Genomic DNA, 24,696 nt, shown 5'->3' on the forward strand with positions numbered 1-24,696 from the left:
TGTATTTTCACTGCATGGAATGATTAGGCGGTGACGATTTGCTGAATCAAGCAAATGGGCAGCGGCTACTTTTGGGTAATGAACTCGGGAAAGGTTTCGCGAAGCGAAATAAATTAGTCATAAAAAAGCTTAAAAAATTCGAGCTTCATTTATTATTTAGACGAAATGATTTAGGATTTTATTCAATTCTTTGAGTTCAACCAAAAAACCATCGTGCCCAAATAAAGATTCTATTTCGGTATATGTTGCATTTGGAATATGATTCGCGATAAATTTTTGCTCCGTAGGTGGGAATAAAATATCCGAAGAAATACCAATCACAAGGGTTTTAGACGAAATTTGAGCAAGTGAATTCTCTAAACTTTTTCGATTTCGAGCAATATTTTGTGAATCCATGGCTTTGGAAAGCGTCCAATAGGAGTGCGCATTAAATCGGTTTGCTAATTTCTGTCCTTGGTATTTTTGATAGGATGACGCTTTGAAATCAGTATAAACCGAATGATCATCTTTTTGCTTTTCATTATATATAGAATAGGTGCGATAAGAAAGCATCGCAATTGTTCGCGCCGCAATCAATCCATTTTTCCCTCCATCTTCTGTCATATCATTAAAAGTTGGATCGGCTTCTATTGCCAAACGCTGAGATTCGTTGAACGCAATTCCCCACGGAGAATGAACTGCATTTGTTGCCAGCAAAACCAAATTATCTACCTTTAACTTGTCAAGCAAAGTAAATTCTAAGGCTTGTTGACCACCAAGCGAACCGCCTATTAACAAATGAATGGTCGAAATTCCTAAATAATCGGCTAAAAGTTGATGCGCATTGGCCATGTCTTTTATTGTGATCGTTGGAAAATCTCTGTAATAAGGCGTATTTGTAGCCGGATTTATAGACATTGGATTTGTGGTTCCGTAATTGGATCCAATGACATTTGCACAAATAATAAAATGATCTTTTGGATTAAATAAATCATTTTCTCCAAAAAGACCTGCCCACCAATCAAAAACATCTGAGTTTGCCGTAAGTGCATGGCAAACCCAAATGATATTATCTTTCTTGTTGTTTAAAGTTCCTGCCGTGTGATAGGCAATGGTTAAATTTTCTAAAGTTTGACCATTTTCTAATTGAAAAGGTCGATTATAATGATATTGTTGAAAATTCATTATTAAATTATATTCGAAAGTAACGGATTATTTAATTTTATCAAACGCTTGTTGAAGATCATTTTTGATGTCATCGATGTGTTCTATACCGACAGAAAGACGCAATAATCCTGGGTAAACACCTGCAGATTGTTGTTCTTCATCACTCAATTGTTGATGAGTTGTTGCTGACGGATGAATAATCAAAGATTTTGCATCGCCAACATTTGCCAAATGACTAATCAATTCTAAACTATCTATAAAATGATTGGCTTGTTCTGCATTTCCTTTGATTACGAATGAAAGAACCGCTCCGAAACCATTTTCCAAATATTTTTTTGCCAATTGATGACTTGGAGATGAAATTAGACCAGGATAGTTAACTTTTTCGACTTGCGGATGAGATTCTAACCAACGCGCAATTTCTAACGTATTGTCCAAATGTTTTTGCACTCTTAATGACAATGTTTCTAAACCTTGAATCAATAAAAAAGAATTGAATGGAGAAATGGCAGGACCAAAATCACGTAAACCTTCGACACGTGCACGAATAATAAATTGAATATTTCCAAAAGGACCATTAATTCCGAAAACATCAGAAAAAACTAAACCATGATAACCTTCCGATGGTTCTGAAAATTGTGGAAACTTTCCGTTGCCCCAATCGTAATTTCCACCATCTACAATCACGCCTCCAATAGAAGTTCCGTGCCCACCGATCCATTTTGTAGCAGACTCGACTACAATATTTGCACCGTGTTTTAATGGTTTGAAAATATAGCCACCAGCTCCAAATGTATTATCAACAATTAAAGGAAGGTTATATTTTTTTGCAATAGCTGAAATTGCTTCGAAATCGGGTACGTTGAAACTCGGGTTTCCGATTGTTTCGGTATAGATTGCTTTTGTATTTTCGTCAATTAATGATTCGATAATCGCAGGATCTGCATTTTCTGCGAAACGTACTTCGACACCTAAACGTTTAAAACCAACTTTGAATTGATTGTATGTTCCTCCATAAAGATTAGAAGCAGAAACGAAGTTATCACCAGATTCTAAAATATTATTTAATGCAATAAATTGTGCTGCTTGACCAGATGCAACTGCTAAAGCGGCAACACCACCTTCTAATGCTGCGATACGTTTTTCAAAAACGTCTGTTGTTGGATTTTGAATTCGTGTATAAATATTTCCAAATTCTTTTAACGCAAACAAATTTGCTCCATGTTCAGCATCATTGAAAACATAAGATGATGTTTGATAAATAGGAACTGCGCGCGAACCTGTTGTTGGATCGACTTCTTGACCTGCGTGAACTTGTAATGTATCGAAATGTAATTTTTTTTCTGTTGACATAATAAAATGATTTGAATGTGATAATTAATTAAATTGTAGGGTAGAGTAGGTTTGTTGTATTAAATTAACAATAACACATTCGGATTTTACTATTGACACAATTATAAATATTTTGAAGTAGGACACCGTGTCCAAAAGAATGTTTTTGAGAATTGTACTTCATCTGAAAAATTTTAGCTCATTTTTGGTTACCTTTTGTAACTCCTTTTTTGATGAAGTGAAATTAGAATTATTTTCTAAATTATAAAATATTAAAACTATTTTTAGAAAACATTTCTATAATATTTAATTAATTAAAATAAGTTTATATTTTATAGGTAAATCAATACTGGAAAAACTATTAATCTAAATTTTATAGAATATTATTTGAAGAAATTATCGAGTATAATTATGAGGAAACAAAAAAGGAGATCAAAATTGATCTCCTTTTGTAATATTTGTTCAAAAAAAGTAATTAGTTTGCTAAAACGATTACTTTATTGTTGTTCATTTCAATTGTTCCTCCTTTAATGTCTAATAATAATGTAGACTCATTTGATGGAGAGCTATAAACTTTACCTGAAATATTATCGAAATCATCGAAAGTTTTTGTGTGAACGTAAATTTTGATTGTTCCTTCACCTAAAGTTGCAACGATAGGAGCGTGGTTGTTTAATAACTGAAATTCACCATCTTTTCCTGGTAAAGTAACAGCATCTACTACTGCATCGAAAACTACGAATTCTGGCGTAATAATTTGTAAGTGCATAATCCTATTGTTTTAAAAAAAAGAGTACTTAGTAACTTTTAGAGTAAAAGAAACGTAAGCACTCTTCTATATTGTTATATAAAAATATTATTTAACTTCTGCTAACATTTTTTCTCCAGCCTCAATCGCTTCTTCGATTGTACCACGTAAGTTGAATGCAGCCTCAGGATATTGGTCAACTTCACCGTCTAAGATCATGTTAAATCCTTTGATTGTATCTTTGATGTCTACTAAAACACCTGGGATACCTGTAAACTGTTCTGCAACGTGGAATGGTTGAGATAAGAAACGTTGGATACGACGTGCACGGTGTACAACTAATTTATCCTCTTCTGATAACTCTTCCATACCTAAGATCGCGATGATATCTTGTAAAGCGTTGTAACGTTGTAAGATTTCTTTTACACGTTGAGCTGTTTCGTAATGTTCTTTTCCAAGAATTGTTGGTGTTAAGATACGAGAAGTAGAGTTCAATGGGTCTACCGCTGGGTAAATACCTAATGAAGCAATTTTACGATCTAATACCGTTGTAGCATCTAAGTGCGCGAAAGTTGTAGCTGGCGCAGGGTCAGTTAAGTCATCGGCAGGTACATATACAGCTTGTACAGAAGTAATAGATCCGTTTTTAGTAGATGTAATACGCTCTTGCATAGCCCCCATCTCAGTTGCTAATGTTGGTTGATAACCTACAGCAGATGGCATACGACCTAATAAGGCAGAAACCTCAGAACCTGCTTGTGTAAAACGGAAGATATTATCTACGAAGAATAATACGTCACGTCCTTGACCTTGTCCATCACCATCACGGAAATATTCAGCTAATGTTAAACCTGTTAAAGCAACACGAGCACGTGCACCTGGAGGTTCGTTCATTTGTCCGAATACGAAAGCAGCTTTAGACTCTTTCATATTTTCGTGGTCAACTTTAGATAAATCCCAAGATCCACCTTCCATTGATTGCATGAATTCTTCACCGTAATTAATTAATCCAGCTTCGATCATCTCACGCATTAAGTCATTTCCTTCACGAGTACGTTCTCCAACACCTGCGAATACAGATAAACCTCCGTGTCCTTTAGCGATGTTGTTCATTAACTCCTGAATTAATACTGTTTTACCTACTCCGGCACCACCAAATAATCCAATTTTACCTCCTTTTACGTAAGGCTCAACTAAGTCAATTACTTTAATACCTGTGAATAAAACTTCTGCAGATGTTGATAATTCTTCGAATTTTGGAGCAGGACGGTGAATAGGTAAACCGTTATCTTTATCTAAATTTTCTAAACCATCAATAGCATCTCCTACTACATTAAATACACGTCCTTTGATGTTCTCACCAATTGGAACCATAATTGGTTTACCTAATGCGATAACCTCTTGACCTCTTTGTAAACCATCAGAACTATCCATTGCGATACAACGTACAGTATCTTCACCGATGTGTTGCTCAACTTCAAGGATTAATGTTTCTTTTCCTTGACGAGGAACCTCTAATGCATCATAAATATTTGGAAGGCCTTCTGCGTTATCAAAAATAACGTCAATTACAGGTCCAATAACCTGTGCAATCTTACCTTTCTTTTGATTTGCCATTATATGAAATGATTTAGTTTATTTTATTTGGGTGCAAAGGTAAGTTAAAAACATTGTATTATTTGTATACTTTTTAAGATTTTTGTCATAATATTTTGATTAATAATCAAAACATTACAATCAAAGGAAATTAAAAATAGATTTGAAGTTCGATTTGAAAGCCTTAATTTTGTGCAAAATCATTTTTAGTGAACGTTTATCAATCCTTAGAAGAAATCAAATCTATCAAACGTCCTGTCCTTACTTTGGGCATGTTTGATGGTGCACACATTGGTCATCAATCTATTCTAAAACAACTCAATACAATTGCAAAAGAAATTGATGGAGAAAGTGTTTTGATTACGTTTAATCCACATCCTCGAATGGTTTTACAGCCAAATTGTGATCTTAAATTTTTGAACACTTTAGAAGAAAAAGAAAATGTTTTGCGTCAATTTGGATTAGAACATTTGATTATTCAAGCGTTTACAAAAGAATTCTCACAAGTTACTTCGGTAGAATTTGTCAAAAATTTTCTTGTTGATCAATTGCATATTGATACATTAGTGATTGGTTACGATCATCATTTCGGGAAAAATAGAGAAGGAAATTTTGAGCAATTACAAGTTCTTTCGAAAGAATATAGTTTCAATTTGATTCAACTAAAGGCTGTTGAAGAAAATGATGTGGCGGTAAGTTCTACAAAAATTAGAAATGCACTTATCGAAGGAAACATCTCGTATGCGAACAAAGCGTTAAATTACAATTATCCGCTATCTGGAAAAGTTGTTCATGGAGATAAAATTGGGCGTACACTTGGTTTTCCTACAGCTAATTTACAAGTTGATCCCAATAAATTAATTCCAAAAGATGGCGTTTATGCAGTTGATGTTTTTGTGGATAATCAAAAATATTTAGGTTTATTGAGCATCGGATTTAGAGAAACAGTAACAAATACGAGAGAACATCGAGTAGAAGTGAATATTTTGGATTTTGATCAAACGATTTATGGAGAAACTATTCGCCTCGAATTTTTAGAAAGATTAAGAGATGAAAAGAAATTTAATTCGCTTGACGAATTAATTGCTGCCATGAATCAAGACAAAGAAAACGCAATACGTTTATATGGAAATAAGAAATAAAGGTTCGCATTGCGAACCTTTATTTCTTATTTTGGTTTTGAATAATATTCAAAAATTTCTTTTTTATTCTTTTCTAATATTCCTAATAAAACTGCATCCATTTTGGGTTGATTTGTTGTCAACGTAATTTTATCTTTCACTTTTTGGAAAGTTATCATCACACTATTTGTAGAACTTTCAAACACTAATTTTGATGATGTTGAAACATTCAACAATTTAAAATTTGTCCGAAGAATATCCGACTTTACCGTAAACTTTAATGGTTTATAAATAATTGTTGATTTATTAACTTTTGATTTTTTTGGAAAAACTTCTAAAAGTGAGGCTGTTTCCAAAGAAGTGTTACTTATTCTATCTTCTGCTACTACAGTCATTTTCATCACTTCCGAAGTATCTTTTTGTTTTGTAATCTGTCTTTTTACACCGTTAGCAGCAACAACTCCAGAAACTTTACCACCGAATCGATCAGAAATAATAGAATCCTTTGAAATCTTATTCAAATTCGCTTTTGCAAATTGCCCCTGATTTTCAATCGAATCCAAAACTTGAGAACGAGTTTCCATTGCTTGTGGTGCAGATAAAGGAGCTTCAATTGTTGGCGCAGAAACAAGTGAATAATCTTGTAAATAATTTTCATTTGCAATTGTTCCTACGGTTTTCTCTTCGATGATTTTGTATGTCGGTTGTTTCGTTACTTTCTTATTTTTAACAATTTCAATCGATTCTTCTACTATTTTATCTTTCGAATCAACAATTGTTATTTCTTCTTCAATTGAGGATTTTTCTATAACTGGCACATTTGTTTGTACAACTTGAAGCGAATTTTTTCTGTTTTCTGAATTAATATTTTCGATAAAAAGTACAAAATAAGGAATCGCAATTAATGCAAAAACAGCAGCTGAAAACCAAACGCTTGAAATAAATACGCGAATAGGTTTCTTTTTCTTTTCTTCGTTCTGTAAACCAAACTCAATACGTTTCCAAACCAAATCTCTCGGTTTTTCACCGACAGTTTCGTTACTTTTTGATCGGAATAAATCTTCTATTGGATCATTTGTGTTCACGATAAATTTGATTTTATATGTTCATTCTTACTTAACATTTCCTTTAATTTCGTCTTCGCTAAATTGAGTTGCGATTTCGATGTACCTTCTGTAATACCTAAATTTTCAGCAATTTCTTTGTGCTTATATCCCTCAATAACGTAGAGGGTAAACACGAGACGACAGCCATCTGGCAAATAATCGAGGAGTTTCATCACATCATCTTCCTCTATTTGTTGCGAAGCCTCCTGATTGGATGAAATAGAAGAGGAGTAATCGTCTACATTGAGATGAAAAATTTTATTTTTTCGCAATTCCATCAGACATTCGTTGATCATAATTCGTCTCATCCAACCTTCAAAGCTTCCCTCGAAGGAGTAATGTTTGAGATTTTGAAATATCTTCAAAAAGCCTTTTACCAAAGCATCTTCCGCTTGTTGTATATCTGTAAAATAACGTTTACAAACTGCAAAAAAAAGCGCATCGTATTTTTCGTAAAGCAGCCTTTGTGCTTTCGAATCATTGTTGATACAAGCTTTTATCAGTTGTTTCTCGTCCAAAATCCCTTTCTTTCTTACTATTTAGATGCGTAAATTACGTTTATGGTTGTTTTATTAACGTAAAAACTTTGTTAAAGTTCTGAAAACTTATTCATTAAACATAAAAAAAGTCGCTGAATAAGCGACTTTATAAACTATTTTTTTATGAATTTTTTCGTTGTTCTTTTATTATCTTGAGTTAATTGGATAATGTAAACACCTTGTTTAAGTTTACTTACATCAATTTTTTGATTATTGGTTGAGTTATGTTCAACTATTTGTCCAATAATATTTGATATCTTATATTCAATTTTACTTTTAGAATTTGAAGCTATATTCAATATATCTTGTACTGGATTTGGATATAGTATAAAATCAACTTTATCTAAATCGCCAACACCTAACGTTTTTTCAAAAATAGCTTTAACATAGACATCTTTTTCAGAGTTGATAGTAATTTTCTGATTTGTCGAACTTATATCTCCTTCCCAATGCGAAAATTTATATCCAGGTAAAGCTATTGCTTCAACAACCAACGGAACCTTTTGAAAATACTTTCCAGACCACGTTTGATAATCATCTCCAATTCCTATAGTAGAATTATTAATTTCAATTGTATTAACTTTTACAAATCCTTGAGATATATTGTTAGTTTCAGTTTTTAAGTTATAAGTTCCATTTAATTTAAAGAATTCAGATAAGTGTTCTATTTGATAATGTGGCCTTAAACGAGAAAACTCTCTCATTATTTCAATATTTTTGTCCCAATCCTCTATTGAATTAATTAAATTCCAACGACTAATATTTTGAGGCATTTCTTGACGAATATTATTTTGCATTAAATCGATTAATTCAATAACATGTTCTTTTTTATATGTTGTATTTAATAAATCAGCAAAGCGATTAATAAAATAATTTTTAAAATTTTCATTCTCTAATAATCCTATCAATATATGATTTTCATATATCTCACCTCCGTGATTAATCGAAGATATTGCTTGTTGTAGTGTATTATGCTTATACGAATTGGGTACCCAATCTTGATCTCCATTAAAACTTATATCAAGATCTTTCATTAACCATCTGAATCTTCCGTCTTGTCCATAAATAGCATCTGGCGTATAATTAATTCTTTTTCTAAAAAATTCGTTATTATTATATGGCCAATCATAATTAGCTGCAAAAATTTGTGCTATATGATAATCTGTAAAATTTATTTCATCTACGTAGGTAATACCTCTTTGATAATTATTATTAATTGATATATCATTATTTTTAAAAAAATCAAGAGTTTCATTATAAAATTTAAGATCACCTATAGAAGCTTCAACAATAGAAGTTTGTTCTATATAATCAATATCTTTTTCTTTAATTCCATAGATCTCTTCTAAATATTTTTCATCATAACGTTCTCTTAAATTATAAATACCATAAAATTCTCCATTAACAAAGCTTAATACAGGCTGATAGTTTTGCGTATCAAAATTCAAATGCTCATTCAATTTCTGTACAAAAGCATCTCTAAATAAAGTACTATATGTATCCTGTCCTGAATTTCTTAAAATTAATCGTTTGAATGTATCAATATCATAATCGCTAAAAAAATTATACTTTAAGTCTTTTTTTCCATAGTCAGATTTAGCATAAATGCGATGTGATCTATTTTTTAAATGTCTTGAGCCATTTCCATGATTTCTTACTCCTACTGTTTGATTAATTTTTACAGTTTGGTCAGCTAAGTAAATAAAATTAACAGGAACTTCAGAAGTAGACCCTGAATTCCAATAATTTGCAGTAGTCCATGATCCTGCTATATCAGTAGAATTAGTTAATCTCCAATCATCAAACTTTTTTCCTGCTACAAATAATCCATTTTCATATCCAAATAAAGCATCATCATTCACATTAATACTAGCAATAGGTAAAGTATACGTTTTATTGATAAAATATACATTGGTAATAGTTTCTGAATATGAATTATCGTCTTTATAGGCTTTAACTCTTACTACAAAGCTTTTATCCATTTTTTCCGTTGGAAAATACTGATCTTTTTGGAAAGAAGTTGAGATATTAGAAATTCTATTCTCTTCATTCGATCTATCATATACCTCAATTGAATTTAAGTATAAATTTGATTTTAGAGAATTTTCAAAGAATTCAAAAGGAGTATCATGTGGATACTGAGGATATTGTTTTTTATATTTATAGGTTCTCCCTTCTAAATTATTAATATCTGGTTCTGAAGAATCTATTGTATAAACAATTTTAACATTAGGGTCTGAATGAGATAATTCTAAATTAAAATCTTTATCATAAAATCCACTTTCATGTGAAAATTTTGGTGGATCTAAAGTTTGCGCAAAATTAAAAATTAAAATATTTAAAAATAAAATTGTAAATGTTTTTTTCATATATTATATTGTTTTCAATTATATTCAAAAATACATTTTATTACGTAAAAAAATCTGATATAATATGCTATATCAGATTTTCTTTTATTATAGAATAGTTCTAATTTATTATTATCCTACTAATTTATTTTTCACCAAATATTCGGCAATTTGAACTGCATTTGTTGCAGCACCTTTACGTAAATTATCGGCAACAATCCAACAATTTAGTGTATTGGGTTGGGATAAATCGCGACGAATACGTCCTACAAAAACATCATCTTTCCCCTCCGAATAGAAGGCCATTGGATAAGTATTTGTATCAGGATTATCTTGTAAGGTAACACCTTCTTGTTCTGCTAATAATTTGCGAACTTCAGCTAAGTCAAAATCATTTTCAAACTCGATGTTTACAGATTCCGAATGTCCTCCCTGCACAGGAACACGAACTGCAGTTGCTGTGATATTCATCTCATCAACACGCATAATTTTACGAGGTTCTCTCGTTAATTTTAATTCTTCTTTTGTATAACCTGTTTCTTCATCAAAAACATCACAATGTGGTAATGCATTTTTGAAAATTTGATAAGGATATACTTTTGTTACATCACGACCTTCAATTTCACCATTCAATTGCTCTACTGCATCTTTTCCTGTTCCTGTAACCGATTGATAAGTAGAAACAACGACACGCTTAATTCCGTATTTTTTGTGCAAAGGATTTAAAATCATTACCAACTGAATTGTAGAACAGTTAGGATTTGCGATAATTTTATCGTTTGGTGTTAAAATATCTGCATTTATTTCTGGTACAACCAACGGACAATTAGGATCCATTCTCCAAGCCGATGAATTATCAATTACAGTTATCCCAACTTCTGCAAACTTAGGCGCCCACTGTTTGGAAGTTTCTCCACCTGCCGAAAAAACTGCGATATCTGGTCGCATTTCTACAGCATCCTGCATTGATACAATTTTGTATTCTTTTCCTTTGTATTCAATAGTTTTTCCTATTGATCTTTCTGATGCTACTGGTATAATTTCAGTGATTGGAAAATTTCTCTCTTCCAAAACTTGGAGCATAACTCTGCCGACCATTCCGGTAGCGCCTACGACTGCTATTCTCATTTGTTTATTAAATAATGTATAATATATTTCGAAATGCTAATTTACTGATAATTTCAATACATTTTTCTCTCTTTCATTGGTTTAGCAATCAATATGATATGATATAATTTATGTTATGATGTTAATTCAGGGATTTGTACTTTTCTTAGAATTATAATTTATAAAACATCTTTTTGAAAGAATTTTGAACATAAAAAAAGTGGAACAAATTGCTCCACTTTTCTATAATTGTATAAAATTTGTTATCAAAAATTATTTTTTGATGATTTTTTGGATTCTTGTTACTCCTTTGTCATCTTTAACTCTTAAGAAGTAAACTCCTGCAGCTAATCTTGATGTATCAACTTTACCATCTTTAGAGAAGCTTACTGGAATTACACGTCCTGTTACATCAGCAACTGTAACGTCTGCAACTTTAGATCCTTCTAATTTAACGTTAACTTCTGTTGTTGCTGGGTTTGGATATACAGCTAATTTATTAGATCCTAACTCAACAGTACCTAAACCTTCTACATTTCCTGTTACATTCATAATCCAACTAACTGGGAAACCAACTGAAGCTACTGTACTTGCTCCATCATCATTTACACATTCAGAGTCTGGCCAACCAATATATGATGGTGCTGTTTCTCCACCTTCGTTATTACCAAACCAAATATTTTGTTCAAATACATAACCTACTGCAACTCCAAAATCTACTCCTGCAGGAATTTCAACTGTTTCCATTAATGGAATAGATTCCCAATTATTTTCACCTCCAACTGTCGTAATAGACCCATAAGCATCTGTTAATGTAAGTGCCGAACCTGGTATTTCAGCAGCTTTAATATTCGTTCCTTCAGCTACTGTTACTACTTCTGCCCAAACTGCTGTTTTTGCAAAAGATGAAGCTACGAAATCAACTTTAGTTACAGTGAAAGCTCCTGTAATTCCATAATCTGACAATTTAAAAAATCTAGAATCATGATTAATAGCGCCTGCACAAACAGGTGTCGAATCAGAGAAATTTTCTCCATCCTTATATTGGATAAGTGTTTGCTCGTTCGCTTTGTGAACTGGAGCTTGAGAAGATGCTTTTGGTAATCCTTCTGCTACTTTTTCTAATTTCAATGTTTGAGCGTACGATGTTGATAATGCTGCAATTGATAAAAGCGTAAAAATTTTCTTCATAATTATTAATTTTTAGTGTTATTTCTGTTTAATATGGAATAAAACTAAACAATTATATTACAATTTCAAAATAATTAACAAAAAAAAAAATAAAAAACCCATAATCACAATGATTATGGGTTAAATAAATCCTAATAAGATTTATATCGTATTAAGCAAACTCGTTATAGGCAGCTTTTAAATTTTCTGCAATAGCATCTGCAGAGTGTCCTTCGATATGATGACGCTCTAACATATGAACTAATTCACCATCTTTAAACAAAGCTACAGCTGGAGAACTTGGAGGAAATGGTGCAAAAAACTCACGCGCTTTTGCTACAGCATCTTTATCAAATCCTGCGAAAACTGTTGTTAAATGTGTTGGAACTTTCTCATTATTCAACGACATTACAACACCCGGGCGTGCAGCACCTGCAGCACAACCACATACACTGTTTACCATTACCAAAGTTGTTCCTTCTTGTTTGATTGCTGCTTCTACTTGTTCTGGAGTTGTTAAATCTTCGAAACCATTAGAAGTTAACTGAGCCTTCATCGGCATTACTATTTCTGCTGGATACATATTCTTCTTTTTTTTGTTTTAATAAAAATAAATTATTTTCAAAGTTACATAATTCTAAAACTTTTTAGAATACTTACTTTTGCAGTTACAAATTTACGTAGAATTTAGCAATATGAAATTGACTTTTGGTAAGAATGAGAAACTTAAAAGCAGAAAAGCATTCGATGAATTGTTTTCTGATGGAAAAACATTTGTTTCTCATCCCATCAGATTTGTCTACAAAATCAAGCCAAAAGAAGAGTATGATATTCGAGTAGGAGTGAGTGTTTCGAAGAGAAAATTTAAACACGCAGTAGATCGAAATCTTTTGAAGCGTCGTGTAAAAGAAGCTTATCGATTAAATAAATTATTAATTCAAACTTCAGATCAATATTCGATCGATATGGTGATGATTTATACTTCATCTAAACATCAACCTTTTGAAGTGATTGAAAATTCTGTCAAAATATTATTAGAAAAGTTAAACGAAGCGATACAAACAAAAAAAGATTAACCTTTTCGGGTTAATCTTTTTTATTTTATTTCTACAGATAAATAGTTTACTTCTTAAGATTTGCTTGTAAGCGGAAAAAGCTAAAATAAACAGATGCTAAAATTAATCCACAAACAGAAGCTCCAATTCCTAAAACACTACGAAAGTTAGCTTCAGCCATCAATCCAGCTTTATAATCCATCTCATATAGGTTATAACCTAATCCTATCAACAAAACGATTGTTGCGATATAAATATATGTTTTCATTAGATAATGAATTTTTAAAAATTAATTTCATTCATAAACAAAGCACCGATATTTGAGGTAAATAATTTTATTGCAATTGACAATAATATCACTCCAAATACTTTTTTCAGTACCGATAAAACTCCAGGTCCCAACCATTTTTCGAGTTTACCTGCAAATTTCAGCACCAAATATACGATTAACATATTTAAAATAATAGCTATCACAATGTTAATATCTGCATACTGCGAACGAAGCGACAAAACTGTTGTCAATGATCCAGCTCCTGCTACCAACGGAAACGCAATAGGGACAATGGATGCAGAGTTAGATTCGACGCCTTTCTGTATTTCAATTCCCAGTATCAGTTCTAACGCGATGATAAAAATCACAAAAGCACCAGCAATAGCAAACGACTGAACATCAACACCTACTAATTTTAAAATTTTGGTTCCAAAAAATAGAAAAGAAATCAATAAAATACCAGCTGCAATCGTAGCTTTCTCCGATTGTATATGTCCCACTTTACTTCGAATTCCTACAATAATCGGAATACTTCCCAGAATATCAATAACTGCAAAAAGTACCGCAAATGTGGTTCCGATCTCACTAATAGAAAGTTTTTCGAAAAAAGAAACAATATTATTCATTCTATTTTTTTAGATGTTAATTTGTCTACAAAATAAAGAATTTTTATTATTCTAACCAATTTTTAAAATCAGTTACTTTTTCTCGACTCACTATCAAATCCAATTCGTTATAAGTATTTAAAACTATTTTTAATCTTGAGTTAGAATACATTGTTATTTCTTTTATCGAATCGATGTGAATGATCTGACCACGATTAATCCTAAAAAATTTCTTTGGATCGAGTTGATCTTCTACTTTTTCTAAAGAAAAATCAATTACATAATTACGATTGTCTTTTGTATGTATGTAAGTAGCTTTGTTCTCACTAAAGAAACACTCGATGTTTTCGGTTTCTATAATTTTTATGGAAGTTCCGATTTTAATGGAAAAACGTTCTTTATAATTTTCAGTTTGTTGTGATGAAAATAGACTTTTCAATTCATTCAAATTAAAGCTTGAAGAAGCTTGTTGAAATTGTTTTTCAAACTTATCTATTGCAAATTTCAATTCCTCTTCGTCAACTGGTTTCAACAAATAATCAACCGAATTTAATTTAAAAGCTTTCAATACATATTCATCATAAGCTGTTGTGAAAATTATAGAGGAAGAGAGTTTAACTTGATTAAAAATATCAAAGGACAAACCATCTGACAATTGTATATCCAAAAAAATTAAGTCTGGATGCGGATTTGCCTTCAACCAAGCAACACTTTCTTCAACAGAATGTAGCATTTCATGAATTTGATAACCCAATTTTTCTACACGTCGCTTTAATAAACGCGCAGCTGGCTTTTCGTCTTCTATAATTAAGATTTTCATTCGTTTTTTATGTTAATTCAGTATTCTCATTTTGAGTTAAAATAGGAAGTTGAACTTGAAAAACTTCTTGATTTTTTTCAATATTCACTTCTCGATTTGAAATTAGTTGGTAACGGTTAATAATATTTTTCAGTCCAATTCCTGTCGATTCTTTGATGGAATCTTTGGGTTGAAAAGAATTTTCTACAATTAATGAATCATCTCTTTTATAAATTTTTATTTTTAATGGTTTTTGTTCCGAAACCACATTATGTTTAATCGTATTTTCTAATAAAATCTGCAAAGAAAGCGGAACAATAAATTCGTTTTCAAAGAAAGTTGTTTGTTCAATTTCAAAATCAATGCTATTCTCAAAACGCAATTTGAGTAACTTAACATACGTTTTTGCAAAATTTATTTCTTCTTGAATCGGAACAACTTCTTTGTCTTTTTGTTCTAAAACATAGCGATAAATCTTAGAAAGCGACGTTGTAAAATCAATTGCATTAGCTGGATTTTCTTCAATTAAACCTGTTAAAACATTCAAACTATTAAAAAGAAAATGAGGATCTAATTGATTTTTTAAGGTTTCGAAATTTGCGGTAGCCGTTTCGGCTTTTGTGGATTCAAGAACTATTTTAGTTTCTAATTTGTAACGTCTTCGCTCAAGAAAATAGAAGAATAACAAGAATATAATTGTTATAATTCCAACTAAAAAATAATTTATCCAATGACTATAAAATACTTTTTTAATAAAAAATAGATTGTCAAAGTTTACAAAAACAAAATAAAGTAATTGAGTAAAAACAATTGATTGAGCAAAATATTTCCAAATCTCACTCTTAGGATTATCTATTTGTTTATTATTTTTTTTGAAATCGTTAAAAACACTAGTGTTTACAAACGATGCCGCAATACTGAAAGAAAAATAGCCAACAAAATATTTTAACGCTTCGGGATGAAAAAATTGATTCATCGTAATATTAGGAGATGTTAAAAAAATGATGCTATAAACCAAAATATTCACAACAAACAGAATTAGCGTATTTCGTAGAATCAATTTTTTATCTGAAACGATTATACCTTTTACAAATTTGTAAATGATCAATCCTAAAATTAAAAATCTACTTAAATAACCAATAATTTTACCTAAACCTTTAGTTGATTCTACTACGTACGCTCTTTCAGTAACGTTAAATTCAATCAATAAAAAAATGAATGTAAATATTATTGAAAAAATAATTAATACTATTTTTTGATTTTTATTCATATCAAGCAATTAAGTTAATCAACCAAAAAATAATTTCGTGAATAAACTGTGCTACTAAAGCTATCATTATTGTACAGTTTTACATTCATTATTCAACAAGTTTTGCGCACGATTTTTACCCCATTTTGGTTCGTTATTCTTTGGTTTTTCAGCATCAAATAAAGCTAAAGATTTTTTTACATTTTTGCAATCTTGTGTAATATCCATTCCACTGTACTTTGCCGAATTGATATTAAACTCTGCCAATCCTAAAACAGAACGCGGATTTGTCGGATTTAATGCCAACGATTTTTGATAGGTTTGTAAAACTTTGTCATAATAAACAGCTCCATTCTGCATTGGATTCTGCACAATTTCTGCTGTTAAATACAAGGCTTTTAAGTTTAAAATCTCTGTATTTAAGGGATTAATTTTCAATAAATCATCTAATTGAATTTTTACTTGTGATAAAATTTTTTCGTTATAATCTGCGTCATTCGATTCAAACGTTTTTAGGATTTCAGATAAAGACAAGTAATATTTTGGTAACCATTCATTCGGATAGTCGTTGATTAATTGCTTAAAATTAGCTTCTGAAGAATGATTTCCTTTGTTCCATTCGACTAAAATAGTACTCAAATCTGATTCAAATTTATTTTGTGCAAAAGCTGATATTGAAAATAATGTTGCGATAGTTAAGAAGATTGTTTTCATAATTGGTGTGTTTTAATTTGTTGAATCAAAGTTCTTAACTACCAATTAATTTTGAAATTATATGTTGATGAGCTGTTAAATATTGTGGATGAATTGTAAAATAAAAGGGACAACTCAAAAATTGAGATTATCCCTTTTATGATCTAAAAAACTTGAAATTTATTTTCGCATCAATTCTTCTGCTACATTTCGTGTTGCTTCGAAAACTTCGTCTAAATTTTGATTCAGTCCACCATACGCATACTTAGCTTGTCTAGCGTTATTCAACAACAAAGTCCATTGTTCAACAGCAAGTTCACTTACACCATTTTTCAGTAATTTTTCAGCAATAATTTCATCCGAAAAATTAGCTAAATCTGTATTCGTATTTTTCATCGCCACATTACACAAAATATTTTCTTGTAATTGATAAAAATCTTTTTGATCTTCTGCTTTTATTTTCTGCTTCAGTTCTTCTAATTCAGCTGAAATTTGATTAGAATTGATTATTGGTTTTTCTACCAATGTGAATTTTTGTGTTTCTATTTTTGGTTGAAAAGCTTCGAAATTTTTCTGTTCGTTGATTGGTTTTACTTTTGGTTCAGATTTTTCTTTTTCTGTTGAATTATTTTTATTTTTCATCAAAAATAAACCTCCTGCACTTAAAATAATCACACCTCCAGTTAACCACAACCAGCCACTTTTTCCTTCTTTAACATCGTTTTTAATTTCATCAAATTTTTCTAAAATTGTAGAGTCTGATGTTTTGTTTGATGTTAGAGTTTTGGTAGAGTCTGCATTTTTAGAACCTGAAACATTTAGTTGAATTGAGTCAGATTTTAACGTGATATATTTTTCTTTTGCAGGATCAAAATAACTAAATTCAACTGGTGAGATTGTATATTCTCCTCCATAATTTGGAACAAGAACAGTTTGTTCAGCTACCTTTCCTTTCATTCCCGTATCGTAAGTTTTGTAGGCATCACGTTTTTTAGGTGCAAATTTTTCTACGTTTTTAGGTGCATTGATTTCAGGTAAATTGATTGTATTGAAATTTCCTGTTCCAACAATTTCAATATCAAAATTGATACTTTCATTCGTTGAAACTTCTTTTTTATCAACTGAAGCATTCATTTTAAATTGCCCAACTGCACCGCTAAAATTCTTTGGACGACCATTTTCTGGTAATTCTTTAGCGTTAATTACAACAGGATTACTACGCACTTCTACCGCTTCTGCACCATAGGTTGTAGGCAATACGACATCAACTGAAAACGGATCGATTTCTATTTTTCCTGGTTTCTGAGGAAATACATAATAACGTGCAACTTCTTCAGAAAAATATTGTTTACCAGCAACTATTTCTTGTTTGATATTTTCTGGAGAACTTTTAACAATTTTAGGGCTTAAACCATCTAAATTACCTTGTCTAAAATTCTGTTTACGGTTTAAGTATGACAAATCTTTTGCATATAATTTTACCGATAAACTAACTTGTTCGTTAACATAAGGATTTGTTTTCGAAACTTTACTTTGTAAAAAAACAGGTTGCGAAGTATTACTTCTATAATTATTGTGGGTTAATCCAGTTCCTTTTACAACAACATCAACAGGTTTTGATGTATACGTTTTCCCATTAATGACAATTTTTGCAGCTCCAACTCTATATTTCCCCTCTTTTTCTGCTACAAAAGCTAAGATAATTCCATCTTCTATTATTCCTCGACCATTTATATACGACACGTTTTGAGAACGTTGTTCTCCAACAATTTGTAATCCTTTGTGCGGAGGATATTTCATTGGTTGATCAATCGTATAACTATCAGTATTAGATTCGATAAAAAAGCCCACACTAAATGCTTCTCCTAAACTGACCTGCGTTTTATCTGCATCAGATTTAAAAGTAATTTGTTGTGCTAACGCTGTAATAGACGTTAGGGCAAATACTAAAAAACTATTTAAAACTCTTGCCGTTGTCATTACCAATCCTTAGATGTTGTTGTTCGTTGTTTTTCTGCTTTTTGCTGAATAATTCTTCGTTGCGTTTTAGCTTCTTGATTTTGCAATGCTTTTAGTAAACCATCACTCAAATTATTATTTGCATTATCTTGTTCTTTTCCATCTCCATTATTTCCTTGTGTTATTTCTGGAGACGAATTATTTCCTTGTCCTTTATTATTTCCATTTTCGCCGCCAGCTTTCGGATTTCCTTCCTCATTTTGCTGTTTTTGCTGATCAGATTGTTGATTTTGTGCTTGATTCTGATTTTGCTGCTGCTTATTTTGGTTTTGTTGGTTCTGATTATTCTGTTGCTGTTTTTGTTGATCGTTTTGATCTTGCTTATTCTGATCTTTATTGTCCTTGTTATTTTGATCTTTTTGTTTCTCACGTTCCTTTTCTAACATTTTTTTTGCTAAGGCGTAATTGTAACGTGTGGCATCATCTTTTGGATCATTTTTAAGGGCTTTTTTATAATTATCAACCGCATTTTGATAATCTTTTTCTTGCATAAATGCATTTCCTAAATTATGATAAGCAAGATGTTTATCATTCTTTGTTTTAGAAATTTCTGCAGAACGCTTGTAATGAGCAATACTTTCTTTGTAGCGTTTTTGTTGAAACAAAGCGTTTCCTAAATTATAATTTGCTTTGACAGAAGTTGGATCTTCCATCGAAGCTTTTTTATAGGCAACTTCTGCATTATCAAATTTTCCTTTTTGATAATACTCATTTCCTTCAATAATGTAGCTTTTCGTTTTCGATTGACTATAACCAAAAACGGATAAAAGCATTATTCCTAAAAATCCTATTTGTTTTAAAAAATACATCATTTTACCATACAAACTTACTATTTCTTTTTGTTAAAAATCTTATATTCAGATGTTAATAATTCCACAAAAAGTAAACACACCGCAACCGCTAAAAACCATTGATAAATGTGATTCATATCTCTTGTTGTGGCATTTGCTATTTCGTTTTTATCTAATCGAGCTTTATACATTGATAGAGCAGATAAAGCATCTTGTGTATTATCCAGATGAATATACGTTCCGTTTGTATCTTGTGCTAATTCGCGAAGATTTTTATCTTCTAATTTTGTGATTACTGTAGAGCCTGTTTCGTCCTTTTTATAGTCTTCGGCGTAGCCATTATAGTACATAGGGATTGGTGCACCCTTATCTGTTCCCACACCAATTGTAACAATATGTATCCCGTTGTCTTTTGCAATTTTAGATGCTTGATTAACGGTATTTTCATTGTCTTCTCCATCAGAAATTAAGACAATTAATTTACTTGTATTCGCCGAACCTTTGAATGTTTTTGTAGCTTCTTGAATCGCATTCAAATAATTTGTTCCTTGGCTCGAAATTAACTCTGTATTAACATTTTGCAAATAACTTTCAATCGCAGCATAATCATTTGTCAACGGAGAAATCGTATACGCATTCGCTGCAAAAGCAACCAAAGAAGCTCTATCTCCGCCTAACTGTCCAAGTGTTTCGGTGATTAACTTCGTTGCTTTTTCTAATCGAGAAGGTGCTACATCTTGCGCATTCATACTTGAAGAAAGATCCAATAAGAAAACCATATCTATTCCTTCCCGTTTTACTTGTACTTCTTTTTCACCGTAAAGCGGATCCATCAACGCGATAACCATCAAAAATAAAGCGACACAAAAAACGACAATTTTAAAACCATAACGTTTAGAAGAAGTGATTGGAAAAACAAATGGAAATAATTCTTTATCAGCAAATGTTTTCTTTACACGTTCGCGCCATTGAAATACTGTTATCGATAAAAAAATAACGATAAACAATAAAATAATCAACCAAATATTATGTAATTCTCCCCACTGCATTAGATTAATTCTTTAAAAAAGGTTCTTCGCAAAATAGCTTCTAAGACCAAAATAATAAATGCTGGCAATAAAAAGCGAGCAAACAATTCGGTATAGTTATAATATTTGACTTCGTTAATTTCTGTTTTTTCGAGTTTATCAATTTCTTGATAAATATTTTTAAGACTTTCATTATTGGTCGCTCGGAAATATAAACCTCCCGTTTTATCAGCAACTTCTTCCAACAATTTTTCGTCAATTTGTACAGGACGCATCTCAAATACATAATCGCCCAACATATCGTAACCAATTGGCATAGGTGCCAATCCGTTTGTTCCGATACCAATAGTATACACTTTTATTCCTTTATCTTTGGCGATATCAGCTGCTTGTCTTGGTGATACATACATCAAATCTCCCGAAGGATTAATCGACTCGACACCGTCTGTAATCAATATGATTACTTTCGATTTTGCTTTACTATTTTTAAGGTGATTAACTGCTGTTGCTAAACCAATTCCAATAGCAGTTCCATCAGCCAAACTGCCCGAATGTAACATCTCAATTTCTTGTGTTAATACATCACGATCGGTTGTAAGCGGAACACGTGTTAAGGCTTCTCCAGAATATTCGACTAAACCTATTCGGTCTGTTTTTCTTCCAAGTGAAAAATCTTTTGCAACATCTTTTAGCGCTGTTAATCGATCTGGTTTCAAATCGCGTGCTAACATACTCAACGATGTATCAACTGTTAATAAGATATCAACACCTTCATCAGATTTTATTTTTGTAGTCACATCAACATAACGTGGACGAGCTAATGCTACAATGCATAAGGCCATCGCAATTATTCGCATCAAAAATAAAATAGGTTTGTATGTTGCTAACGAACTTTTCGCACCACCAAATGCTTTTAGTGATGGTAATTTTAAGGATGCTTTTTTCTGACTCGTTTTACGAATTTCTCTAAAAATAAAGAAAGGTAAAGCAAGTAATAAGAGTAAGATCCAAGGATTTTGAAACTCAAAATTTAGCATTCCTAATTGTTATTAAACTGTTTATATTTTTCGCCTGTCACTTGATCTTTATATAGATCTTCATTTTCAGGTATTTCTATTGGTTTTATACGCTCTACAAATTCATCTACCCAATTTCGGTGCATATTATTTGTAGAATCATCAAACTCTTGTTTGGCAAATTTTACCAAGTCTGCATCGAACAAAAATTGTTTAAATTTCTGAACATCATCTGGTAAAACATCCTGTTTTGTTGCAATATATTTCACCAAATCATCAGACAAAATTTCTAAAGCAGAAAAATTATATACTCTTCCTAAATATCGTCTAACAATAAATGATAATTGTGTGTAATATTCTTTTTGTTCACCACGTTTCAAATATTTTTTTGCATCTAACGCTTTCAAACTTGCTTTTGCTTCATCATAAGGCGTTTTATATAGTTTATCACCAGAAAGTTTTGACTTGGCACGAATATATAAGATTAATAAAACTGCAGCAATTATAAAAAATATGAACGCAATAATTCCATACAACCAATACTTATTCCAATAATCACGAATAGAATATTCTTCTTCCATGACTGGTTTAATTGGAAAAATAGCATTTTTACTCGTGTCAACTTCAACATCTTGAATTTCAATCTCAAGTTGTTTAGTGGTTAAATCTTTGTCATTTTTTTGAATGATAAAAGATGGAATAGTAAATTTTCCTGCTTCAAAACCTGTCAATTCTAACTGCTGAACAATTTCAGATTTTCCTTCTGTTTTTACCGTATCAATTTTTTGATCTAAAACCTCGATGTGATAATTTAAGGAATCTGAAATGGTAGGGAAAACAATTTTATCTCCTTTTTTGAAATCTATTTTTATTTCATATTGAATTGGTTCGCCAACTTTAATCGTTGTGCGATCCAATTTGGGCATAATTTCTTGCGCAAATGAAAAGTTTAAGATAAAAAAACTGACTAAAAGCAATAAATTCTTCATTAGGCTTTATGACTTTTAAAGTAGTTTAACAATGGGCGAATATAATCTTCGTCGGTACGAATACTAATTGCACCCGAATGATTTTTTTTGAAAATAGATTGATAGCGTCGATCTAAATCGTAATAATATTGTGCATATTGTTGACGCAATTTCTTAGATGAAGTATCAATCAAACGGATTTCTCCTGTTTCGTTATCTTGTACATGGACCAAACCAATATCAGGAAAAGATTGTTCTTTTTCGTCGTAAACACGGATTCCCGTTACATCATGCTTTTTTGCCACAATTCGCAATGCTTTTTCGTAATCAGAAGAATCAATAAAATCTGACAAAATAAAAACATTCGATTTTCGACGAACTAAATTCATAAAAGTTTCTAATGTCACAGACAAATCTGTATTTTTGCTTTTTGGTTCGTAAGAAACAATTTCTCTCACCAAACGCAATACATGTTGTTTTCCTTTTTTGGGTGGAATAAATTTTTCGACTTGATCCGAATATAAGATCAAACCTACTTTATCATTATAGGTAATTGCCGAAAAAGCTAATGTTGCACTCAATTCAGCAATTGTTTCCATTTTAATTTGTTTTCGCGTTCCGAAGTTTTCAGAATTTGAAACATCAACCAATAAAAACATGGTTAACTCGCGTTCTTCTTCAAAAACTTTTACATAAGGTTCGTTGTATCGTGCCGTTTTATTCCAATCAATATTACGAACATCATCACCATATTGATAAGGACGAATTTCGCTAAAAATCATACCTCTTCCTTTGAATGAACTTTGGTATTCACCCATAAAAAGGTTGCTCGCTTTGCGCTTGCTTTTTAGCTCAATACGTTTTACACGTTTGATGATTTCTTTTGCATCCAATGTTTAAAAGATTTAGAATAGATTTAAGGAACTGGAACAACATTTAGGATATTGTCGATAATTTCTTCTGGCGAAACATTTTCTGCTTCTGCTTCGTAGCTAATTCCGATACGATGACGCAACACATCTTTAGCTATTGCACGTACATCATCTGGAATAACGTAAGCACGTTTGCGCAAAAATGCATACACTTTTGAAGCTTGCGCCAAATTGATTGATCCACGAGGAGAAGAACCAAATGAAATCATTGGTACCAATTTTTCTAATCCCACTTTTTCTGGAAAACGAGTAGCGAAGATAATATCCAAAATATATTTTTCTATTTTTTCGTCCATGTAAACTTGTTTCACCATTTCGCGTGCATCCAATAATTCTTGAACAGAAATAACCTTCTCTATTTTTGGAAAAGTTTGATTAATCGAATTTCTCAAAATCAAGCGTTCTGCTTCAAATTCCGGATAAGTAATCACCGTTTTGATCATAAAACGGTCAACTTGCGCTTCTGGTAAGGGATAAGTTCCTTCTTGTTCCACTGGATTTTGAGTAGCCAAAACCAAGAAAGGTTTTTGCAAAGGATACGTTTCGTCTCCAATCGTAACTTGACGTTCTTGCATCGCTTCTAACAATGCAGATTGTACTTTTGCTGGCGAACGGTTAATCTCATCAGCTAATACAAAATTGGCGAAAATCGGCCCTTTTTTTATTCGAAAATCGTTTTCTTTTACGTTATATATTAAAGTACCAACAACATCTGCAGGTAATAAATCGGGAGTAAACTGAATACGAGAAAAAGAACCATCTACAGCTTCAGATAACGTTTTAATCGCTAAAGTCTTTGCTAATCCTGGCACTCCTTCTAATAAAACATGTCCATTTCCAAGTAATCCGATTAATAGACTTTCAATCATTTTTTCTTGTCCAATAATCGTTTTATTAATTTCCGTTGTTAACCTTGCAATGCTTTCGCTTTTTGCCTCTATTTGTAGGTTTAGTTGTTGTATATCCAAAATTTCGTTGAAATTAATGTTTATATAATTGATTCAAATTTCCTCTAAAAGTAACAAATACAATTCATTTAGAGTTTAAAACTTTCATA

At 31.5% G+C, this 24,696-nt stretch carries 24 protein-coding genes; 2 read left to right on the forward strand and 22 right to left on the reverse strand.

Features of this window, described 5'->3' with window-relative positions; genetic code table 11:
- Nucleotides 1-156: 156 nt before the first annotated feature.
- The 4 genes from IF125_RS11630 to atpD form a co-directional block, all read right to left on the reverse strand.
- Nucleotides 157-1,164 (reverse strand): homoserine O-acetyltransferase family protein, encoded by a 1,008-nt coding sequence (locus IF125_RS11630; RefSeq protein ID WP_225542616.1) that lies wholly within the window; start codon nt 1,162-1,164, stop codon nt 157-159.
- Between the two features lie 27 nt (nt 1,165-1,191).
- Complete coding sequence (locus IF125_RS11635; protein ID WP_225542617.1) at nt 1,192-2,499, reverse strand: O-acetylhomoserine aminocarboxypropyltransferase/cysteine synthase family protein; 1,308 nt, start codon at nt 2,497-2,499, stop codon at nt 1,192-1,194.
- A gap of 454 nt (nt 2,500-2,953) precedes the next feature.
- Nucleotides 2,954-3,247, reverse strand: coding sequence for a F0F1 ATP synthase subunit epsilon (locus IF125_RS11640; RefSeq protein WP_225542618.1), 294 nt, complete (start codon nt 3,245-3,247; stop codon nt 2,954-2,956).
- An 87-nt stretch (nt 3,248-3,334) separates the two neighbouring features.
- Nucleotides 3,335-4,843, reverse strand: coding sequence for a F0F1 ATP synthase subunit beta (atpD, locus tag IF125_RS11645; protein WP_188319401.1), 1,509 nt, complete (start codon nt 4,841-4,843; stop codon nt 3,335-3,337).
- Nucleotides 4,844-5,031: 188 nt separating this feature from the next.
- Between atpD and IF125_RS11650 the strand changes: the two genes are divergently transcribed.
- Nucleotides 5,032-5,964: a bifunctional riboflavin kinase/FAD synthetase gene (locus IF125_RS11650; RefSeq protein ID WP_225542619.1), complete on the forward strand. Its 933-nt coding sequence runs from the start codon at nt 5,032-5,034 to the stop codon at nt 5,962-5,964.
- A 26-nt stretch (nt 5,965-5,990) separates the two neighbouring features.
- Here the strand turns inward: IF125_RS11650 and IF125_RS11655 are convergent, their stop codons facing one another.
- From IF125_RS11655 to IF125_RS11680, 6 genes are all read right to left on the reverse strand, one after another.
- Nucleotides 5,991-7,028: a hypothetical protein gene (locus IF125_RS11655; protein WP_225542620.1), complete on the reverse strand. Its 1,038-nt coding sequence runs from the start codon at nt 7,026-7,028 to the stop codon at nt 5,991-5,993.
- Nucleotides 7,025-7,567 (reverse strand): RNA polymerase sigma factor, encoded by a 543-nt coding sequence (locus IF125_RS11660; RefSeq protein ID WP_225542621.1) that lies wholly within the window; start codon nt 7,565-7,567, stop codon nt 7,025-7,027. The genes IF125_RS11655 and IF125_RS11660 overlap by 4 nt, the downstream gene beginning before the upstream one ends.
- A gap of 134 nt (nt 7,568-7,701) precedes the next feature.
- A complete protein-coding gene (locus IF125_RS11665) occupies nt 7,702-9,957 on the reverse strand; it encodes a CotH kinase family protein (RefSeq protein ID WP_225542622.1) in 2,256 nt (751 codons plus the stop codon).
- Nucleotides 9,958-10,068: 111 nt separating this feature from the next.
- Complete coding sequence (locus IF125_RS11670; RefSeq protein WP_225542623.1) at nt 10,069-11,064, reverse strand: aspartate-semialdehyde dehydrogenase; 996 nt, start codon at nt 11,062-11,064, stop codon at nt 10,069-10,071.
- Between the two features lie 252 nt (nt 11,065-11,316).
- A complete protein-coding gene (locus IF125_RS11675) occupies nt 11,317-12,234 on the reverse strand; it encodes a T9SS type A sorting domain-containing protein (RefSeq protein WP_225542624.1) in 918 nt (305 codons plus the stop codon).
- A 151-nt stretch (nt 12,235-12,385) separates the two neighbouring features.
- Nucleotides 12,386-12,796 (reverse strand): BrxA/BrxB family bacilliredoxin, encoded by a 411-nt coding sequence (locus tag IF125_RS11680; RefSeq protein WP_171623418.1) that lies wholly within the window; start codon nt 12,794-12,796, stop codon nt 12,386-12,388.
- A 112-nt stretch (nt 12,797-12,908) separates the two neighbouring features.
- Here IF125_RS11680 and rnpA point away from each other — a divergent pair, with 112 nt between their 5' ends.
- Nucleotides 12,909-13,289 (forward strand): ribonuclease P protein component, encoded by a 381-nt coding sequence (rnpA, locus tag IF125_RS11685; RefSeq protein WP_171623417.1) that lies wholly within the window; start codon nt 12,909-12,911, stop codon nt 13,287-13,289.
- Nucleotides 13,290-13,335: 46 nt separating this feature from the next.
- Here the strand turns inward: rnpA and IF125_RS11690 are convergent, their stop codons facing one another.
- From IF125_RS11690 to IF125_RS11745, 12 genes are all read right to left on the reverse strand, one after another.
- Nucleotides 13,336-13,536, reverse strand: coding sequence for a hypothetical protein (locus tag IF125_RS11690; RefSeq protein ID WP_225542625.1), 201 nt, complete (start codon nt 13,534-13,536; stop codon nt 13,336-13,338).
- Between the two features lie 14 nt (nt 13,537-13,550).
- On the reverse strand, nt 13,551-14,165 hold the full coding sequence (locus IF125_RS11695; protein ID WP_225542626.1) for a MarC family protein: 615 nt from the start codon (nt 14,163-14,165) through the stop codon (nt 13,551-13,553).
- A 46-nt stretch (nt 14,166-14,211) separates the two neighbouring features.
- Complete coding sequence (locus IF125_RS11700; RefSeq protein ID WP_225542627.1) at nt 14,212-14,964, reverse strand: LytR/AlgR family response regulator transcription factor; 753 nt, start codon at nt 14,962-14,964, stop codon at nt 14,212-14,214.
- A 7-nt stretch (nt 14,965-14,971) separates the two neighbouring features.
- The gene (locus IF125_RS11705) at nt 14,972-16,213 is read right to left on the reverse strand and encodes a sensor histidine kinase (RefSeq protein ID WP_225542628.1); all 1,242 of its coding nucleotides are present in this window, start codon (nt 16,211-16,213) and stop codon (nt 14,972-14,974) included.
- 66 nt (nt 16,214-16,279) lie between these two features.
- Nucleotides 16,280-16,906: a tetratricopeptide repeat protein gene (locus tag IF125_RS11710; RefSeq protein ID WP_225542629.1), complete on the reverse strand. Its 627-nt coding sequence runs from the start codon at nt 16,904-16,906 to the stop codon at nt 16,280-16,282.
- A 159-nt stretch (nt 16,907-17,065) separates the two neighbouring features.
- On the reverse strand, nt 17,066-18,865 hold the full coding sequence (locus IF125_RS11715) for a BatD family protein (protein WP_225542630.1): 1,800 nt from the start codon (nt 18,863-18,865) through the stop codon (nt 17,066-17,068).
- Entirely contained in the window at nt 18,865-19,716 is an 852-nt protein-coding gene (locus IF125_RS11720; RefSeq protein WP_225542631.1) for a tetratricopeptide repeat protein, read from the reverse strand. Before IF125_RS11720 ends, IF125_RS11715 begins: the two co-directional genes overlap by 1 nt.
- A gap of 17 nt (nt 19,717-19,733) precedes the next feature.
- Nucleotides 19,734-20,744, reverse strand: a complete 1,011-nt coding sequence (locus tag IF125_RS11725; protein WP_225542632.1) for a vWA domain-containing protein — start codon at nt 20,742-20,744, stop codon at nt 19,734-19,736.
- Nucleotides 20,744-21,760, reverse strand: a complete 1,017-nt coding sequence (locus tag IF125_RS11730; RefSeq protein WP_225542633.1) for a vWA domain-containing protein — start codon at nt 21,758-21,760, stop codon at nt 20,744-20,746. Before IF125_RS11730 ends, IF125_RS11725 begins: the two co-directional genes overlap by 1 nt.
- 2 nt (nt 21,761-21,762) lie before the next feature.
- Nucleotides 21,763-22,728 (reverse strand): BatD family protein, encoded by a 966-nt coding sequence (locus tag IF125_RS11735; RefSeq protein ID WP_225542634.1) that lies wholly within the window; start codon nt 22,726-22,728, stop codon nt 21,763-21,765.
- Entirely contained in the window at nt 22,728-23,600 is an 873-nt protein-coding gene (locus IF125_RS11740; protein ID WP_225542635.1) for a DUF58 domain-containing protein, read from the reverse strand. Before IF125_RS11740 ends, IF125_RS11735 begins: the two co-directional genes overlap by 1 nt.
- Before the next feature lie 23 nt (nt 23,601-23,623).
- Nucleotides 23,624-24,625, reverse strand: a complete 1,002-nt coding sequence (locus IF125_RS11745) for an AAA family ATPase (RefSeq protein ID WP_394369891.1) — start codon at nt 24,623-24,625, stop codon at nt 23,624-23,626.
- Nucleotides 24,626-24,696 lie beyond the last annotated feature (71 nt).

The sequence above is a fragment of the Empedobacter stercoris genome (assembly GCF_020281205.1).
GTDB classification, from domain to species: Bacteria; Bacteroidota; Bacteroidia; order Flavobacteriales; family Weeksellaceae; genus Empedobacter; species Empedobacter stercoris.